Here is an 18,267-nt window from a genome sequence, read left to right as displayed (position 1 = left end):
TTAATCACCTCTTAAGTTTTCAATAACACAGTTTATAATGTCTGGCTCAAAACCTCTTCTATACAAGTAAGCTTTAGTTTTGAGAGTGTCTTGTTTTTTGTCATAATAATTTTTTGCCAATTCTAAAGCAATTGCATTTATATCTACTTCGTTTTTAACTTTCTCTAGGGTCTCGAAAATCAAACTTTCATCAACTCCCAACCGTTTTAATTCATGTTGTATAAACATGGGGCCTTTTTTGTCTAGAGTTAACTTGTCATATGCATATAAATATGCAAAAAGTTTGTCATCTATCAAACCGCTCTTCTTGCATTTTTCTATCACTTTGCCAATAACTTCTTCATCAAAGCCTTTTTCTTTTAGACGGTTTGAGAGTTCTTTTTCTGATCTGGCACGATACTTTATTAAATTCAATGCAGATTTTTCAGCCGCTTTTTCATCTTTAGGATTAATTTTTTTGTGCTTCTTCATTTTTCTCTTTTTTGTTCTTTGACGATTTAGATTCGAACTTTTCTATTAGATAATCGGGAATAATTAAATTGTGCTTCTTGCGAATCGTATATTCTAAATAATCAAGTATTTCAGGATTTTCCATGAGATAGCTAATTGAATTGGTTTTACCCTGTCCTAAACTAACTTCTTCACCATCTTCGTTGATATAAGAGAACCAAGCACCTTTTCTTTGAATTAGATCTTCTTCTACTGCTAGATTAAAGATATCGTTTTCTTTTGCGACACCCCGTCCAAAGATCATGTCTACATTTGCCTGTTTGAAAGGTGGCGCAACCTTATTTTTTACAACTTTTAAGGTTGTTTCATTTCCTATCTGATCTTTCCCTTCTCTTATTGCGCTACCTTTTCTTACCTCTACCCTTATCGTAGAATAAAATTTTAGTGCAATTCCTCCCGTAGTGGTTTCTGGGTTACCATACACTACACCTATTTTCATCCTTACCTGGTTTATAAATATTACTATAGATTTGGATTTACTTATACTACCAGCTAGTTTTCTTAGGGCTTGAGACATTAGCCTTGCTTGAAGTCCCATGTGAGAGTCTCCCATAGCTCCTTCTATTTCTGCTTTTGGTACCAAAGCAGCTACAGAGTCTACCACTATTAAGTCTACTATGTTAGATCTGATTAAAGAATCTACAATTTCAAGGGCTTGTTCACCATAATCCGGTTGCGAAACTATCAATTTGTCGACATCTACACCTAACTTTTTAGCATATTCAACATCTAAAGCATGTTCAGCATCAACAAATGCAGCTATACCGTTCAATTTTTGGACTTCCGCTAAGGAATGAAGAGCTAGCGTAGTTTTACCAGATGATTCGTTTCCGAATATTTCTACAATTCTTCCCCTTGGATATCCGCCAACACCCAAAGCTATGTCTAGAGATAAACATCCACTTGGGACAACGGATATATTGCTATTATCCAATCCCTTACCCATTATCATGACCGATCCTGTTCCATGATTTTTTTCTAATTCTTTAACAAGCTTTTCTAACAATTCTTCTTTATTTGTATCTTTAGAATCATTTTTAGCCATTAATGATGACGCCTCCTTCAAAGTCAACAGTGTAAAGTTTTTTATATATTGGGCCTCTCCTTGTGAGTTCAGAAGAGTATATCCCGATAGAATTTACGTATACTTGGATTTGATCAAAAGTTACAGAATTAATTAGTTCTTTCCAATGGTTAGGGAACGATTTAACTCTTCCTACGGTAATATGAGGTAAAAAGTTGGTATCTTTAACTTCTAATTCTGAAAATTTTAGTACCTTCTTTATTTCTTCATACAGACCAATTAAGGTATGATCTTCTTCTATTCCTAACCATAACACCTTTGGTTGAGAATTGTTTTCAAAGAATCCCATTTTATGGATATTAAAATGAAAAGTAGGAAATCCTGATACTCTTTCACCAACTTTATAAGCTAACTGGGCTAACTTTTCCATTTTTTGATCCCCTAAGAAAAACAAGGTTAAATGGACATTTTTTGCTTTTGTCCAATTTGCTTTAAATCCCATCCTTTGAAACCTTTCGATTAAATCAGTCAATAATCTCTCTAATTTTTCATTGGTTTCGATGGCGATGAAAGACCTTAATTTATCGGTATTGTAATTATTTACATTTTTTAGCTGTGTCATATACTAGGACCCCTTTCTTTTTTAAAATTGCTTAGCGGTTTTGACAGTATAATTTACTCCCGATAATAGACTGATTATAACGGTTAAATAGATCAACGTACTAACTAGAAAATTCCAAAGCATCAAGTATATTACAATGATTAAAGCGATTTCTAAGACGGTTTTTAGTTTACCAAATTTATCGGCAGGGACAACAATATTTTTATTTGCAGCTGCCATTCTTAAACCGCTCACAAAAGTATCTCTTGATACAATTATTGCAACAAACCAAGCAGGCAAAACCCCTACACCCAACATCGCAATAAAAACCGAGTTTATAAGTATTTTGTCAGATATTTGGTCAAAAAATTTGCCGATATCGGTAACTTGACCAGTCTTTCTGGCGACATATCCGTCTAACCAATCTGTTAAAGAAGCTATAATAAATAGGACCAAGGCTACGATATAAAATGATTCTCCAAAAACAGTTAAAATAAATATTGGAATGGCGAGGATTATCCTAGAAAAGCTCAACAAATTTGGTATGTTCATATTCAGCGACTTCTCCTTCCAGATCATATTCGTATGATCCAGTGATTCTTACTTTGACGAATTCCCCTAAAGATAGTTCTTTATCACCGTAGTTTTTTATGTACACATTCCCATCAATATCCGGGGCGTCTAAATAGCTTCTTCCGATAAAAACGTTGTCTTCTTTTTCTTCCAAAAGAACTTCTAAAGATTCACCTATATATTTTTCCATGACATTTTTAGAAATTTCACTTTGAACTGCCATTAGTTCATTTTGCCTTTGTTTTTTAATTTGTTCATCAATTTGTTCTGGTAATGTGAATGACTTTGTATTTTCTTCTTTTGAAAATTTAAAACTGCCCATTCTTTCAAATTTTACCTCTTTTACAAAATCTACTAACTCTTCAAAATCCGCTGTTTTTTCTCCAGGGAACCCTACCATTAACGTTGTTCTTATGGCGGATGGATCTTTTCTAATTTTCTCAAATAGTTTTGTTAATTCATTTCTTTTCTTATGCCTACCCATACTTTGCAAAATTTTATCAGAGATATGTTGAATTGGAATATCGAAATAATTTAATACTTTTTCATTTCTGTGTATGCTTTCTATGATTTCTTCACTTAAAAAATCCGGATGTAAATACATGACCCTGATCCAAAATTTTCCTTTTATATTGTTAAGTTTGTCTAGTAAATCAGGTAATGCCTGCTTTTTGTAATTGTCTATGCCGTACAAGGTATTATCTTGGGATACGAGAATGATTTCCTTTACACCTTTGGATACCAAAAATTCTACTTCTTCATTTATTTCTTCGATACTTCTACTTTTCGGCTTTCCTTTGAACGTGGGTATAGAACAAAAGGCACAATTTCTACTACACCCATCCCCAATTTTTACATATGCGTAGTGTGAGACTGGAATCGCTCTAATTTTACAATCATAAAGAGTTTCAGGAATATCATTTTTAAAAAAATAATCACCATTTTCAATTTTTTCAACTATGGTTTTTGGGGACAACACACCATATAATCCATCTATTTCAGGGATATCTTTAAGAAACTCAGTGAAATACCTTTGAATTAGGCAACCTATTGGTATAACTTTTAGATTTTTGTTATTATCTTTTAGGGATATATATTCAAATATGGTTTCGATGCTTTCTTTTTTAGCTTCTTCAATGAAACCACATGTATCTATGAATATATAATCAGCAATTTGAGGATTACTCTCGTATTTGTATCCTTTGTTTTGAAGTAATCCTTTGAATATTTCCATATCTGCATCATTTTTTGGACAGCCTAATTTTACTATGTGAAACTTTTTCATTTGATTCCTCCGATGATTTTATTATAATATACTGCCTTTAAAATCTAATTATATAGATCTAATTATATAGCGCCCCTTCACCCCGCAGCCCGCCCATAAGGAAAAAGGGTTTTACCCCTTCACCCCGCAGCCCGCCCATCTAAGGAAGGGACCGAATGTCCCTTGGACTCTGCAGCTCACCCATAAGGAAAAGGGGACTTTACTCCTTCATTCTGTAACCTGACCACAATCGGCGTCCCGCTTTCCGCACTTTCTTTATATCTATAAATGTCTAATTAGTTATTTAGATTATATCAGATTTTCTTTAAAAAATGAAAAAATTTTAATAATTTAGTTATACATATTTATAATTATCATTTTTGCCAATTTTTACCGACACTAATATCAACTTTTAAAGGTATTTTCAATTTAACAGCATTTTCCATACAATCTTGAACCGTTTTTTTGGTTTCTTCTACGATTTCTTTAGGTAATTCTATTACAACTTCGTCGTGTACCTGAAGTATCAATTTCGCTTCTTTTGGGAGTTTTTTGTATAAATTGATCATAGCCAATTTCATGATATCCGCTGCACTACCTTGGATAGGGGTATTTATGACTATTCGTTTCAACTCTGATTTACCTGTTGTTATGTTTTTCAAAAATCTTTTCCTTCCAAATATTGTTTCAACATAACCTTTTTGTGTTGCAACCTTTAGGCTTGATTCTTGATATTCTTTGACTTTTTGGTAAGTTTTAAAGTATCTGTTCATAAAATCTTTTGCATCTTCTACAGGTATTTTTAAATTCTCGGCTAACCCATATGGAGATGATCCATACACGAGAGAGAAATTAACTACCTTTCCCACCCTTCTCATGTTGTAGTCAACATCATCGATTTTTACACCGAATATTGCAGCTGCGGTTAAAGCATGTATGTCTTCACCTTTGTTAAAAGCATTTATTAAAGTTTCATCGTTAGTTAGATGAGCTAAAACCCTCAATTCAATTTGAGAATAATCAGCACTCAGTAGTACATAATCATCTCTTTGTGCCTTGACGGCGCTTCTTATTCTTTCTCCATCTTCTTCCCGTATAGGAAGATTTTGAAGATTGGGATCGCTGCTACTTAATCTGCCGGTAGCTGTTCCCGTTTGGTTGAAAGATGTGTGAACCCTTCCAGTTTTTTTGTTAACTAATTTTGGTATAGCGATTATGTATGTAGAGAGAAGTTTTTGGTATTTCCTGTATTCTAAGAGTTTTTCTATTATTGGATGTTCATCTCTTAGGGCTTCTAAAGAATCTGCATCTGTTGAATATGATCCGCTCTTAGTTTTTCTTTTTCCCTTCAATCCTAAGTTTTCAAAAAGTAATTCTCTAACTTGTTTTGGCGAGTTTGGATTGAAGTCATAACCGACAATTTTTTTCATTTCATTCATTAGCGAATTCAGCTTCTTGTCGTATTCCTCTTCCAATTTTTTAAGTTCTTTTAAATCAAAATACACACCATTCATTTCCATTTCTGATAAAACATTTATAGTTGACACTTCAATTTTTTCAAACAATTCATTTAGTTCAAATTCTTCTAGTTTGGGCATTAATACTTCAAATAGTCGATATGCAATATCCGCGTCTTCTGCTGCGTACTCAACAACTTTTTTCTTATCGATATCTCCAAGGGTTAACAGTTTGATATCTTTTCCCATAACTTCTTTATATTTAGTTGTTTTATAATCCAAATATTCTTTGGCGAGATCATCCATATTGAACCTTCTGCTATCCGGATTCAACAAATAAGCAGCTATCATACTGTCAAAATATACTTTGTTTAATTCAATTCCATTTACTTTCAAAACCGTTATATCGTATTTTAAATTTTGGCCAATGACCTTTTTATTGTTTAAAAGATTGACTATCTCCTTTGTTATTTCCCACCTGTCTTTTTCTTTGTACAGATACAAAAAATATCCTTCAAATGGGTTCCAGCTTAAAGCGATTCCCACTATATCTGCTTGATATGGATCAAGAGAAGAAGTTTCAAGGTCAAAAGATATTATTTCATATTTCTTTAAGGTTTTTAATAGTTTTTTGTAGTCGTGTGCGTTATATTCGTAATACTTACCTTTTGATGAATAATCTTTTTTTTCTGTTTTTGTTTTCATTACCATTTTAGAGGAGTTACTAGATGTGTCAGGTACATCTAACTCTTTTAATATTGAATTAAACTCCAACTTTTTGAGAAAATCTCGTAGGTCGTCTTTGAATCCTTGATATATAATTTCTTTATCTTCAAATATTTCATCTATCGGTGCATCTACCAACAATTGGACTAATTTTTTACTCAGATATGCGGTTTCCTTTTCGTTTTTTAGTTTGTTTTTTGTAGATCCTTTTATTTCATCCAAATGTTGATACAAATCATCTAAATCCTTGTAATCTTGCAACAATTTTTGGGCTGTTTTTATTCCAATGCCTTTTACTCCTGGGATGTTGTCAGAACTATCCCCCATCAAAGCCAGTAAATCAGCTATTTGTTCTGGAGGAACCCCCATCTTTTTTTCTACTTGGTGTGCATCGTAGAAAACCATTTCTGTTATTCCTTTTTCTGGCCTCAAAATATATACATTATCCTTAACAAGCTGCATCATATCTTTATCCGAGGTGATTATATAAACCTTCTCATAGTTTCTTTTCTTTTTTGACACTATCGTGGCTATAACATCGTCGGCTTCGTAATTATCCATAGCCACTAATTTTATACCTAATTTTTCCACCATTTCGTATATGTACGGGATCTGTTGTATATATTTTTCGGGTGTTTCCGGTCTTTGGGCCTTATAGGTTTTTAGCAATTCATTTCTATAAGTAGTGGTTTTTTTGTCCATAACAAATATTATTGAATCTTCGCCTTTTTTAACGTATTCTTTGAGTAACTTTAGAAGCATTCGAGCTACTCCGTAGATAGCGTTTGTCGGCAAACCATCCGAAGTGCTCATCCAGTCCCCCAGCGCAAAAAAAGCTCTATATGCTATTCCTGAGCCGTCTATTAAGTATAAATTTGCCATGTGAAACACCTTCTTTTCTTTTGATTTTTCACTCAATTAAAATTAATTTATATTTTCCGGTCTTTTCATCTGGCTTGATATCTTCCACGATTTTTACATCAAAATTGACGTTTTTCATTTTTTTCTTCTCTAGGATATCGGTAAGTTTATTTCTAACTTCTTCTACGATTTTATCTGAATATTCTTTTTGTGAAACGACTATTTTAAAGACAAAAAATGATTGATTCTTTTGAACGAATTGAAACTTAGTCACTCCTTTAACAAAAAATTCAGCTATAACGATTGAATGAATGAAGTCTTTTTCACCGTTTTCATTTATAAAAAATGGAATTAACTCATTTCTTCCAATAACTTGTTCAATCTTTGTAAAGGGCCATTTCCTTTCGTTATTTTTTGATTTTTTTAGGATATCTGTTAATTCATACCTTATTATAGGTTGGGTGTAATTGTACAAGTTTGTCAAAATTGTTCTATCCTCTTTGATTTCAATGTAAACTGCATCATCGTATATGTACATACCTTTTAAATCTTCCCTAGAAACACCCATCGCCAATGACTCAGAAGTTGCATAACTATCCACTATTTCAGCATCCTTCCAAATCTCTTTTAAAAACTGTTTCACATTTTTTAATAAAGGTTCTCCTCCACAAACTATCACTTCTGGGTGAATATTCAAAAGACCTTCATTTTGAAACTGAGCCAAAGATCTTATTCCAAAGGGATACCCTGTGAGATTATCAGGTTGAAAATCGTTAAGCTTTTTTAAGTAGGTTTTGATAGGTTTGTTTATATCCATTACCATGTAATCTTTATAGAAAAACTTCTCAGGTTGATTTAGTGGAGAGAGGAACAAACTTATGGCAGCATAATGTCCATCAACTGCGCCTATAAAGGCATATTTCTTTCTTTTGAGAGTAAAATTTGAAAACATCCTTGTTGAAATAGCTTTAATGAAATCCCATTCTCTTTCACTATACAAATAATATCCAACCATTCCGGTTGTTCCAGAACTGTGTATTACATGATACTTGTTAAAAAGTAAAGAAGTTGGATTCGGATTATTTTTTAAAAAGTTTTCCACTTTGCTTTTAGTAATTTGGTTATCTTTAAAGAACTTATTAAAATCATCAATTATAAGGTTTTTATTGATCATTGGTAATTCGTTTATGGGAATCTCTTTCAGCATGTTTTCTTTTATTCCGTAAGATCCATAAAAATCTTTATAAAAAGGTATTTTTCTATAGGCATATTTTAATATCTTTCTAAATTTCTTTTCTCTTAATTCTAATATCTTTTTTCTTGAACAATTAAGATTTTTACGTAGAGAGTAATAATAGTAAACTGTTCTTAGAAAACTCATATTCTCAAAATTCTTTCAAAAAATAATCCAAGTGGTCTTCGCCATATATTACAAATCTGATTTCCTTTAAAAATTGTGGATTGGTATTTATAAAATCATAGACTGCTTTTTTGTAAACTGGAACCGCTTTTTCTATTGGATAACCGTATATACCAGCACTTATTGCAGGCAAAGCTATTGAATTTAATTTTAATTCTTCTGCTTTTTTCAAAGAATTGAACACGGCATCGTACAATAACTTTTCTTCTTTTTGACTGCCTCCTCTCCAAATAGGCCCAACGGCGTGAATTATGTATTTGCATTTTAGTTTTCCTCCAGTTGTAACAGCAACTTTTCCCGTTTCGACTTTACCGTATTTTTTAATGTATTCGTTCGATTCTTTTTGAATATCTGGTCCTCCTTTTCTTGATATTACTCCGGCTACTCCACCACCATGTTGCAAATGTGAATTAGCAGCATTTACAATGGCGTCTGTTTCTTCGATAGTTATATCACCAGATACCAATTTAATTTCAACGTTATCGACTTTTATTTCTTTTATAATTTTGTTCATGCATTAACGCCTCCTAAAAAGATTAAATTTGTATTGTCTTTAGTAACTCTAAAACTTGTGTTAGCGTCTATTCACCCATACGTTAAGGGGTAAACCCCTTAAGATCCCCAAGTTCAGAAGCAAAGTTTATCATCAAAAAGCTTTTTGCACAAGACTGCAAAAAACATAGTTTGCATACTGCAGCAAACGCTCCCCACCCATAAGGATTAAAGAGTCTTTTCAACCATTATAGTTAATGTTTCTTTTATTATATCAAAAGTTAGTAGACTACCCCAAATTAAAATCGAATAATGAGAAAATAAGAGATTTTTGATAATAATCACAAATAACCGCCTATAATCAATCGTAATCACGAATAATCAGATTTTGAAAATAATATTTTTTTCTGTATAATAAAAATGAAAATTTTCTTTTTATTTTGTATTTTTGGAAAAATTTTTTAGTAGTAATTAATACCAAAATTAGGGGAGGTGTGTATGGTGAAGAAACTTACAGTGGTTATTTTAGCAGTGCTTGTTAGTGCGATGGTGTTCACTCAAACGATTACGTTTTGGCACACTCAGGTAGAAACAGACAGGCAGCAAAGGATTAGAGCCTTAGCACAGATTTTTGAGGCACAAACGGGTATAACCGTTAATTTAGTACCTATTGAGGAAAATGAGATCCTAGAACAGATTCCAAGAGCAGTTCAGGCTGGAACCTTACCAGACGTTGTGGAAGGTGGCATTTCTCCTATACTGTTGTTGGGAAGCCAAGGTTTTATGGATACAGAACTGAATGCAAAGATCATCGAGGATTTTGGTGATGTTTATGAAGGCGTTTCAAGATTGATGCAGGCACCAGATGGAGGATATTATGGCGTACCTTTCCATGCTTGGGTTCAAGGGATTTGGTATAAGGCGAATTTGTTTGAAGAAAGAGACCTAGGAGCTCCAACGTCTTGGTATAATATACTTACAGCTGCTAAAGCGTTAAACGATCCTGCTAATGGTTTCTATGGTTTAATATTGCCTAAGAAAGCTGACGCTTATACGGAACAGGTCTTTTCTCAAATTGCTCTTTCAAATGGTGCAAGACCAATTGATAAAGATGGAAATATTCTTTTCAATACTCCCGAGATGATCGAATCATTTAGATTTTATAAAGAACTGGGAAAATATTCCAGGCCTGGTTTTACGGCTGTTCCCGAGGCATTAAATGGTTATTTGAATAATGAAGCCGCTATGGTATTTTATTCCACTTATATAATGGACGATATTGCGGTGGAAGAGGTTCAAAAAAATCGAGTAGAACACTTTGATCCTAAACTTGTTGAAAATACAGGGTTTGCAAATTTTATGGTTAACATAAGACCTTCTTCATTTGGAGAAGTTGTTGGATTGGGTATACTTAACACATCCGATAACAAAGATGCTGCAGAACAATGGGTAAAATTTCTCATGAGTGGTAGCAATTACATCTACTGGTTGCACATGGCACCTGGTGGAATGAATCCAACAAGAAGTTCTATAGCACAGATGGACGAATTTTTAGATAATCCTGTTTTAGAAAGATATGGGAAAGATCAAATAACTACGATTATTTCTGCATTAGATACTGTTGAAAGATTTGAGTTCATGGAAGGAGAAATCATTGAGGAAATGAGTATCCTATCTGGTAACTTTGTAATTGGTAGAGCAATCAATAGGATGTTTGCAAACGATTGGACACCACAACAAACCGCTCAATGGGCACAAGAAGAAGCCGAAAGATTATTAAGTGATTAAAAGCGTATTAGCTATTAAAAGGGGAATACTTTATTCCCCTTTTTTACTAAAAATGGGGAGGAGAGAAGAATGCAACGATTTAGAGAGTTATCTCCTTTAAAGAAGAAAGAAGCAACTTTTGGGTGGAAGTTAGTATCACCTGCCGTTATTTTGATAGGTCTTTTTATTATGTATCCTGTTTTATACAATATTTACTTGAGTTTTTTTGAAGTATCCCTGACACCGGGAGTACCGAATAAGTTTGTTGGTTTTCAAAATTATAGAGAACTGTTAACCGATCCTACCTTTTGGAATTCCTTTGGTATAACTATGTTGTTTGTTTTGATTACTGTTGTTGGAAGTATTTTAGTTGGTTTAGGGGTTGCTTTGCTTATGAATAAAGAATTTCCCGGCAGAGGTATAGTAAGAGCCCTAATATTGTTCCCATACGTGGCCCCAGTTATTTCCACCGTTTTTGCATGGCAATATGTTTTAATGCCTTTAAATGGCCCTTTAACAATACTTTTAAGTAATTTAGGTATCATGGATGTGACAAAGGATCTTGTTAACGATCCAAATAACGCATTCTTAGTTGTTTCATTTTACAGCATTTGGAAGAATTTTCCCTTTATTTATTTAATGATTCTATCCAGATTACAATCGATATCTCAAGATTATTATGAAGCGGCTGATATTGATGGCGCCAATGGTTGGCAAAAATTCCGTCATATTACTTTACCAGAATTATACTATGTAATAGGTTCTTTAGTTCTCTTAAGAGGGATATGGAATTTCTACAAATTTGAAGAGGTATACCTATTGTCGAAAGAGGCGAGAACTCTGCCTATATATCTATATGAAAAAGCTTTTACGGGACTGCCGGAACTTGGAGTTGCAGCAGCGATTGCAACGGTCCTCTTTGTAGTTATGATGGTACTCATATCCATCTATGTGAGGAAGGTGTTAAAATGGTAGTAAGAAAAAGATCTTTTATAAAAACATTTTTATTTTGGTTTTTTATAGCTTTAGTTGTAATATTTGTTTCCTATCCTTTTGCATATATGGTTTCGGTTTCCTTTAGATATGATTCCGATGCATTCGATCCAGGATTGATTCCTGAGAATCCAACGTTGTCACAGTATGCTCAACTCTTAGGCCTTCAGGAGTCAATTAGACAACAAATGAGCGAAGAAGAACAACAACTCATGGGACTTTTAGAGTCTCTTCCGGAAGAACAAAGAGAGCAAGTCCTTCAAAATATACAATCATCAAGACGGCGTGAATCATTTCCTTTTTTAAGATGGTTTGGTAATAGTTTACTATTGGCGGGATTGAGTGCTTTAACGAGTTTAATAATAGGTATATTTGGTGCCTATTCTTTCAGTAGAGTTTGGTATCCGGGAAGAACTTTCGTTCAAAGAGGGGTATTGTTGGTATATCTAGTCGGTGGAGTGATACTATCGGTACCCTTGTATGATTTGTTCGTAAGAATAGGATTAACTAATTCAGGGGGAACCTCAATGTTTGCTTTGTATATTATATATATAATTCAGACGCTACCTGTTTCAATGTACATGCTTGGTAATTATTTCAGGACGATTCCTGAATCAATTGAAGAGGCAGCCTTAATTGATGGTAGTACAAGAATAGGTACTATTATGAAGATAATTATTCCTCTATCAATGCCTGCTATAATCACAGTCTTTATATACGCCTTTATGATAGGATGGAATGAGTATTTGTTTGCTTCTATCTTCATAAGGCCCTATCCTGGAGCTTATACGCTGCCCGTAGGTTTGAGAGAGATTTTCTTTTCTGAACATGCCGTATGGGCTAAAATGATGGCGGCCTCCGTATTGACAGCCGTTCCAGTCATTGTATTGTTTATGACCGTAGAAAAATATCTAACGGCAGGTTTAACTGCTGGTGGAGTCAAAGAATAAAGTTGAAAGTGCGACAAAAAGGAGGAAGTTAAAATGTCAATATTTTTTGATTATAAAATTTTACAAAATTTACCTAAAAGGGTAAAAGTAGTTGTGGGTATTCCGAGCTATAATAATGCTGAAACGATTTCTTTTGTTTCTGAAACTGCTGCAAAAGGAATATTTGAATATTTTGGTTCTGATGGGTTAATTGTCAACGCTGATGGGGGTTCAAAAGATGGAACAAAAGAAGTTTTTATGAAAACAGAGACAAAAAATGTCCCCAAGATCGCTTACGATTATATAGGTTTACCGGGCAAAGGGAGTGCCATGCTTTCTGTGATAGAACTTGCTAAAAACTTAGATGCTAAGGCGATTGTATTTTTAGATTCTGATTTAAAAAGTGTTCGACCATGGTGGATAGAAAGATTAACTGGTCCAATAATGAAGGGACTTTCCGATTATGTTACGCCTTATTATGTGAGGCACAAATACGACGGTACAATCACAAACCAAGTATGTTATCCTTTGGTTACTTCTTTGTTTGGTCAAGCTGTAAGACAACCGATAGGGGGAGATTTTGGGGTAGGTAAAAATATGATCGATGTTTATTTGAAAACCGCTTTAAGTGTTGCCAAAACAGATGTTGCAAGGTTCGGGATAGATATTTGGATGACTACAAATGCCATACTTAACTCCAATAAAAAGGTTTATCAAGCGGCCTTAGGTGCAAAAGTTCATGATCCAAAAGATCCAGGAGCTGATCTATCCCCTATGTTTAAGCAGGTAGTTGGAACGTTATTTGATATTATTGTAGATAGCGTTTCCAAATGGAAAGATATCGATTCTATTGAAGAAGCCCCAATATATGGTGAAATACCTCAAGTTGCTGTTGAACCTATCAACATCAACATAGAAAATTTGAAAAAGCAACTTTTAGAAGGATTAAAAAATGAAGAAACCAAAAGATTGGCAAATGATCATTTGGAAACCATAATGGAAAAGAAGAAATTACCACTTCAAACTTGGGTGGATATCTTATTCAATGCATTAATAGAGTATTCAAAAAACAAAGACAAAAAGTTGGTGGAATCCTTAGTGCCCCTCTATTTTGGTAGAGTAGCTGATTTCGCTGAATTGACAAAAGATATGAATGAAGTAGAAGCTGAAAAAGTTATCAGAGATCAAATAAAGGTATTTAAGAATAAAAAAGTTGAATTGATGAAAAAGTTATAGTCGATTAGAGGTGACGAAGTTGGTAACTTCCAAGATTAAAGGGATATACAATTCTTTAACTGATAAGGAAAAACAGGCAGCTCAGTATATAATCGAAAGGCCTGCCGATGTAATACACTACAGCATCACTGAATTATCCAATTGGGCAGGAACTAGTGAAACTACTATATACAGAGTTTTAAAAAAGGTTGGCTACTCGGGATATCAAAAATTTAAGTTAGAATTAGCAAGGGAATTGAGCGCTCCTACACTTGAATCAAAAGAGTCGAAAGATCTTTTTGATATGATTTACAATAAAGCTGTAAATTCCTTAACTGATATTCTAAGGCAAGCAGATAGGGATAAAATTACTCGAGCCTCCGAAATAATACTGAACAGTAAAAAACTGCTATTCTATGCGGTAGGAAGATCTTTTCCTATTGCTTTAGATGCTTCTTTGAAGTTTGCTGCCCTAGGATTTGCCTCTACTGCATATTCTGATCCACATATGCAAGTTATCGTTGCTTCCAATCTGGAAAAAGATGATGTAGTAATTGCTGTCAGTCATTCTGGGGTTATAAGAGATACTTATAAATCCGCACAAGTAGCCAAAGACGCTGGTGCCTTCACTATAGGTATAACTGCTGGGGTTAACTCACCTTTGTCAAAAATAGTCAATCTCGTTTTATATACTTCAGCTGAAATGCCTCAGGAAAGTGAATTCACAGTAAGCAGAATCGGAGAAATGTTTATGGTGGAACTTTTATACAACTCTGTTGCTTCTAGAATGTCCCTTAAAAACAAAGAAAGTAGAATAAGTCAAGCAATGAAGACAAAAAGATTCAATTAACAAATAAGGGGGGTAATGCCCCCCCTTATTTCGTTACGATAGTTCCCGTTTTTCCTTCCAATGCATCAACCAATTTGGTTAAATCTGTGATTAAAGCAGGTCTTCCAGTTTTCTGAACGAAATTTATGCACGCCTCTATCTTCGGCAACATACTCCCTTTTGAGAAGTGCCCTTCTTTCATATATTGTATTGCTTGGTTTACAGTCATTGACGAAATAGATTGTTGATTGGGTTTATTAAAATTTATAAATACTTTTTCTACAGCGGTTAGAATTATGAACTCATCAGCATCCAATTCTATAGCTAACAAAGCAGAGGCTCTATCCTTGTCTATGACACCTTCTACGCCTTTTAATTTATCCACTTCTTTTATTACTGAGATACCTCCTCCACCTGCTGCTATGGTTATATTGTTGTCTCTTACCAATTTTTTAATAGCTCTTATCTCTATAATCTCTAACGGTTCTGGAGAGGGTACTACTCTTCGCCAGCCTCTTCCAGCATCTTCTACCATACTCCATCCTTTTTCTTTAATGAAAGTGTCAGCTTCTTCTTTGGTGTAAAAAGGTCCAATAGGTTTTGAAGGATTGTAAAAGGCTGGATCATTTTTATCAACAAGTACTTGGGTAACGATACTTGAAACATCTTTTTCAATATGTTCTGCTGTTAAAATATTTTTTAACGTTTGAGAAATCATGTATCCTATATATCCTTGAGTCATAGCTCCATTAACATCTAGAGGAAAGGGAGGAATAAACTCTTTGGCTATATCTTGTTGAACAAGAATGTTTCCTACTTGAGGGCCATTTCCGTGTGTTATGACTATTCTATAATTTTTTTTTACTAGTTCAACTAGGCATTTTGCCGTGTTCTCTAGGTTTTTTAGCATATTTTGAGCGGTTGGAGATTCTTTTGGTTGGGATAACGCATTTCCACCTATTGCTACAATTGCGAGTTTTTCAGCCATTCGTATCAACCTACCAACGTTGCTACCATAACTGCTTTTATGGTATGCATTCTGTTTTCTGCTTCATCAAAAAGTTTTGAGTATTTACTTTCAAACACTTCATCCGTAACTTCCATTTCTTTAATACCGTATTTCTGGTAAACATCGTATCCCATCTCGGTTTTTGTGTCATGAAAAGAAGGTAAACAGTGCAGAAAAATAACGTCGGGATTGTTGGTCTTTTTTATCAAGTCCATATTTACTTGGTAAGGTTTAAGTAAGTTGATCCTCTCTTGAACCTTACTTTCTTCTCCCATAGAAAACCAAACATCTGTATAAATTACATCTGCGTTAACTACACCATCAAGTGTGTCTGTGATGGTAATTTTTCCGCCGTTTTCGCTAGCTGTCTTTTCCATTTCATTTATCAGTTCTTCACTTGGGAAAAGTTCCTTTGGAGAGATAATCACAAAGTCCATCCCTATTTTAGAGGCGCCTATCATTAGGGCGTTGGCCATATTGTTTCTTCCATCTCCAACGTACACAAATTTGATCTTATTAAGAGGTTTTTCGAAGTTTTCCATAATAGTTAGGAAATCTGCCAAAACTTGGGTGGGATGATCTTCATCGGTTAAACCATTCCACACGGGAACACCTGAATATTTTGCTAGAATTTCCACAGTTTCCTGCTTGAAGCCTCTAAATTCTATGCCATCGTAAAATCTTCCTAAAACTCTTGCAGTATCTTCTATTGATTCTTTCTTACCCATTTGGCTGTTAGTTAGAAATGTAACGTTTGCCCCTTCATCGAAGGCAGCTACTTCGAAGGCACATCTTGTTCTAGTTGATGTTTTTTCAAAAAGCAAAACTATGTTCTTACCTTTTAATAAATCGCCTTTAATACCCATTCTCTTTTTGGCTTTTAGATCTTTTGAAAGTTCCAAAAGATACTTCACCTCTTCGGGGGTAAAATCTTTCAACGTTAAAAGGCTTCTTCCTCTTAAATTGATAGGCATGTTTCTTTAATTCCTCCTTTTTATTCTTCCAACACTTTTTTAAGTTTTTCAGGTTCTACCCTGAATGCTGACCCTTTACCTTGGAAAAAATGATGTTTTTCTATTAAGTGAAGCGATAATTCTGTGATAAGAAGTTCTTCGTTATTATCTAAATTTTTAATTCTTAAATTAACTTTTCTAAAAATACCGTCTTCAAAGGGACAAGGTAAATGCCCTCTAGCTTCGTCAACTTTTATAAGCCATTTATTATCAACGGTTACAGGTTCTTCAAAGGCTTCTTTCCCTTTCTCGAAAAGATATCTAATCTTTTTAATGTCATCTTGTAAATTTATATTTAAAGACCTAATTTTTTCTTCATCGCTTTCAATTATATCAACCAAAAGTCTTTCATCATTACCCAAAAACCCATCTGCAGTTATAACTCCTGGTCTCATATTTTCAACTGCTTTCTTTAAATCTTCAGTCATTTTCATTGAGGAAAAGCACCTCCTTCTAATTATGCGAACTTGTCGTAATATATTTCATTTTCGGATATGCCGTTCTCTGTCATTACTTTAATACAGGCATTTATCATTCCGGGGCTTCCGCATAAATATCCTTCCTTTTGGGTGTTTTGATCCATTTTTTCTTTAAAATATTTTCCCAATACATCTGTTATAAGTCCCGTTTCGCCTTTCCAATTATCTTCAGGTTGAGGTTCTGAAAGTGCTGGAACAAAATGGAATCTGTCCCATTTCTTTTCCATGTCTTGAAAGAAATCCACATAATAAAGGTCTTTTAAACTTCTTGCTCCGAAAAATAACCACACATTTCTGTTGGTTATTTCCCTTTCGAACATGTCTGCAACGATAGATTTTATCGGAGCTAACCCTGAACCTCCCGCAACGCATATCATATCTGCATCTGTATCTCTCATGTAAAATTCACCAAAAGGACCAACTAATTCTATTTGATCATTTTCTTTTAGATACTTATGAACATAAGTTGTTGCGATTCCGCCTGGGACAAGTCTGATAAAAAATTCGACAGAATCTTTTTGACTTGGAGATGATGCAATGGAATATGCCCTTTGCGTATATTCGTTTATTTTCTCGTAGGGAGGTATAACCAATTGCATATACTGCCCAGCTTTAAACTCAATTTCATTGGGTTCGACAAGTTTAATTTTAACTTCTTTTATATCATACGTCAAATCATTTATTTTTTCAACTACACCATTAAAAATTTTTGCAGAAAATAGTTCTTCTGGAATTTCTATGGCTATGTCAGATTTTACTTTAACTTGACAAGATAGTCTTATATTTTGTTTCATTTCTTCTTCGTCTAAGAGGGGTGCTTCTGTGGGTAAAATTGGTCCTATATCTGATAAAACTTTCACCTTACATGCCCCACAACTTCCCCTACCACCACATGCTGAGGGAATAAATATTCCTTGCTCAGAAAGAGTGGTAAGTAGTGGAGCACCTCCATTTACCTTTAACTCCTTTTTTCCGTTGTTGATATCAATCTTAACCTCGCCATAATTGTTGACTATGCTATCAACTACCACAATCATTGCAGCTAAAACCGCACTTAATCCTCCTATTAAAAATGAAGCAGCTAAAATTGTATTCACATCAATCA

At 34.1% G+C, this 18,267-nt stretch carries 17 protein-coding genes; 5 read left to right on the top strand and 12 right to left on the bottom strand.

The features are described from left to right. From X928_RS02480 to X928_RS02445, 8 genes are all read right to left on the bottom strand, one after another. Positions 1-471: a regulatory protein RecX gene (locus X928_RS02480; RefSeq protein WP_103078333.1), complete on the bottom strand. Its 471-nt coding sequence runs from the start codon at positions 469-471 to the stop codon at positions 1-3. Beyond that, positions 449-1,555, bottom strand: a complete 1,107-nt coding sequence (recA, locus tag X928_RS02475) for a recombinase RecA (protein ID WP_103078332.1) — start codon at positions 1,553-1,555, stop codon at positions 449-451. Before recA ends, X928_RS02480 begins: the two co-directional genes overlap by 23 nt. Continuing rightward, on the bottom strand, positions 1,548-2,156 hold the full coding sequence (thpR, locus tag X928_RS02470) for an RNA 2',3'-cyclic phosphodiesterase (RefSeq protein WP_103078331.1): 609 nt from the start codon (positions 2,154-2,156) through the stop codon (positions 1,548-1,550). The genes recA and thpR overlap by 8 nt, the downstream gene beginning before the upstream one ends. Positions 2,157-2,177: 21 nt before the next feature. Next, positions 2,178-2,687, bottom strand: coding sequence for a CDP-diacylglycerol--glycerol-3-phosphate 3-phosphatidyltransferase (gene pgsA, locus X928_RS02465; protein WP_103078330.1), 510 nt, complete (start codon positions 2,685-2,687; stop codon positions 2,178-2,180). Further along, entirely contained in the window at positions 2,656-3,993 is a 1,338-nt protein-coding gene (gene rimO / locus X928_RS02460; protein ID WP_103078329.1) for a 30S ribosomal protein S12 methylthiotransferase RimO, read from the bottom strand. The genes pgsA and rimO overlap by 32 nt, the downstream gene beginning before the upstream one ends. A gap of 353 nt (positions 3,994-4,346) precedes the next feature. Then, positions 4,347-7,037 (bottom strand): DNA polymerase I, encoded by a 2,691-nt coding sequence (gene polA / locus X928_RS02455; RefSeq protein WP_103078328.1) that lies wholly within the window; start codon positions 7,035-7,037, stop codon positions 4,347-4,349. 28 nt (positions 7,038-7,065) lie between these two features. Next, on the bottom strand, positions 7,066-8,397 hold the full coding sequence (locus tag X928_RS02450; protein ID WP_103078327.1) for a phenylacetate--CoA ligase family protein: 1,332 nt from the start codon (positions 8,395-8,397) through the stop codon (positions 7,066-7,068). A 4-nt stretch (positions 8,398-8,401) separates the two neighbouring features. After that, on the bottom strand, positions 8,402-8,950 hold the full coding sequence (locus tag X928_RS02445; protein WP_103078326.1) for a macro domain-containing protein: 549 nt from the start codon (positions 8,948-8,950) through the stop codon (positions 8,402-8,404). A gap of 476 nt (positions 8,951-9,426) precedes the next feature. Between X928_RS02445 and X928_RS02440 the strand changes: the two genes are divergently transcribed. The 5 genes from X928_RS02440 (at position 9,427) to X928_RS02420 (ending at position 14,682) form a co-directional block, all read left to right on the top strand. After that, positions 9,427-10,716 (top strand): ABC transporter substrate-binding protein, encoded by a 1,290-nt coding sequence (locus X928_RS02440; protein ID WP_103078325.1) that lies wholly within the window; start codon positions 9,427-9,429, stop codon positions 10,714-10,716. 69 nt (positions 10,717-10,785) lie between these two features. Beyond that, complete coding sequence (locus X928_RS02435; protein ID WP_103078324.1) at positions 10,786-11,670, top strand: carbohydrate ABC transporter permease; 885 nt, start codon at positions 10,786-10,788, stop codon at positions 11,668-11,670. After that, positions 11,664-12,638: a carbohydrate ABC transporter permease gene (locus tag X928_RS02430; protein ID WP_103078323.1), complete on the top strand. Its 975-nt coding sequence runs from the start codon at positions 11,664-11,666 to the stop codon at positions 12,636-12,638. Before X928_RS02435 ends, X928_RS02430 begins: the two co-directional genes overlap by 7 nt. A gap of 33 nt (positions 12,639-12,671) precedes the next feature. Further along, positions 12,672-13,853, top strand: coding sequence for a glycosyltransferase (locus X928_RS02425; RefSeq protein ID WP_103078322.1), 1,182 nt, complete (start codon positions 12,672-12,674; stop codon positions 13,851-13,853). Positions 13,854-13,872: 19 nt separating this feature from the next. Then, a complete protein-coding gene (locus X928_RS02420) occupies positions 13,873-14,682 on the top strand; it encodes a MurR/RpiR family transcriptional regulator (RefSeq protein ID WP_103078321.1) in 810 nt (269 codons plus the stop codon). A 25-nt stretch (positions 14,683-14,707) separates the two neighbouring features. On the opposite strand, the gene arcC is transcribed toward X928_RS02420, so the two are convergent. From arcC to X928_RS02400, 4 genes are read right to left on the bottom strand one after another with little or no spacing between them, the layout of a single operon-like run. After that, entirely contained in the window at positions 14,708-15,649 is a 942-nt protein-coding gene (arcC, locus tag X928_RS02415) for a carbamate kinase (RefSeq protein WP_103078320.1), read from the bottom strand. Between the two features lie 5 nt (positions 15,650-15,654). Continuing rightward, a complete protein-coding gene (gene argF / locus X928_RS02410; RefSeq protein ID WP_103078319.1) occupies positions 15,655-16,644 on the bottom strand; it encodes an ornithine carbamoyltransferase in 990 nt (329 codons plus the stop codon). A gap of 20 nt (positions 16,645-16,664) precedes the next feature. Continuing rightward, positions 16,665-17,117: a hypothetical protein gene (locus tag X928_RS02405; RefSeq protein WP_103078318.1), complete on the bottom strand. Its 453-nt coding sequence runs from the start codon at positions 17,115-17,117 to the stop codon at positions 16,665-16,667. A gap of 23 nt (positions 17,118-17,140) precedes the next feature. Continuing rightward, on the bottom strand, positions 17,141-18,259 hold the full coding sequence (locus tag X928_RS02400) for an NADH:ubiquinone reductase (Na(+)-transporting) subunit F (RefSeq protein ID WP_211286424.1): 1,119 nt from the start codon (positions 18,257-18,259) through the stop codon (positions 17,141-17,143). Between the last annotated feature and the right edge of the window lie 8 nt (positions 18,260-18,267).

Source organism: Petrotoga miotherma DSM 10691, from assembly GCF_002895605.1.
GTDB lineage: Bacteria > Thermotogota > Thermotogae > Petrotogales > Petrotogaceae > Petrotoga > Petrotoga miotherma.
This window is presented reverse-complemented; position numbering and strand designations above follow the sequence as displayed.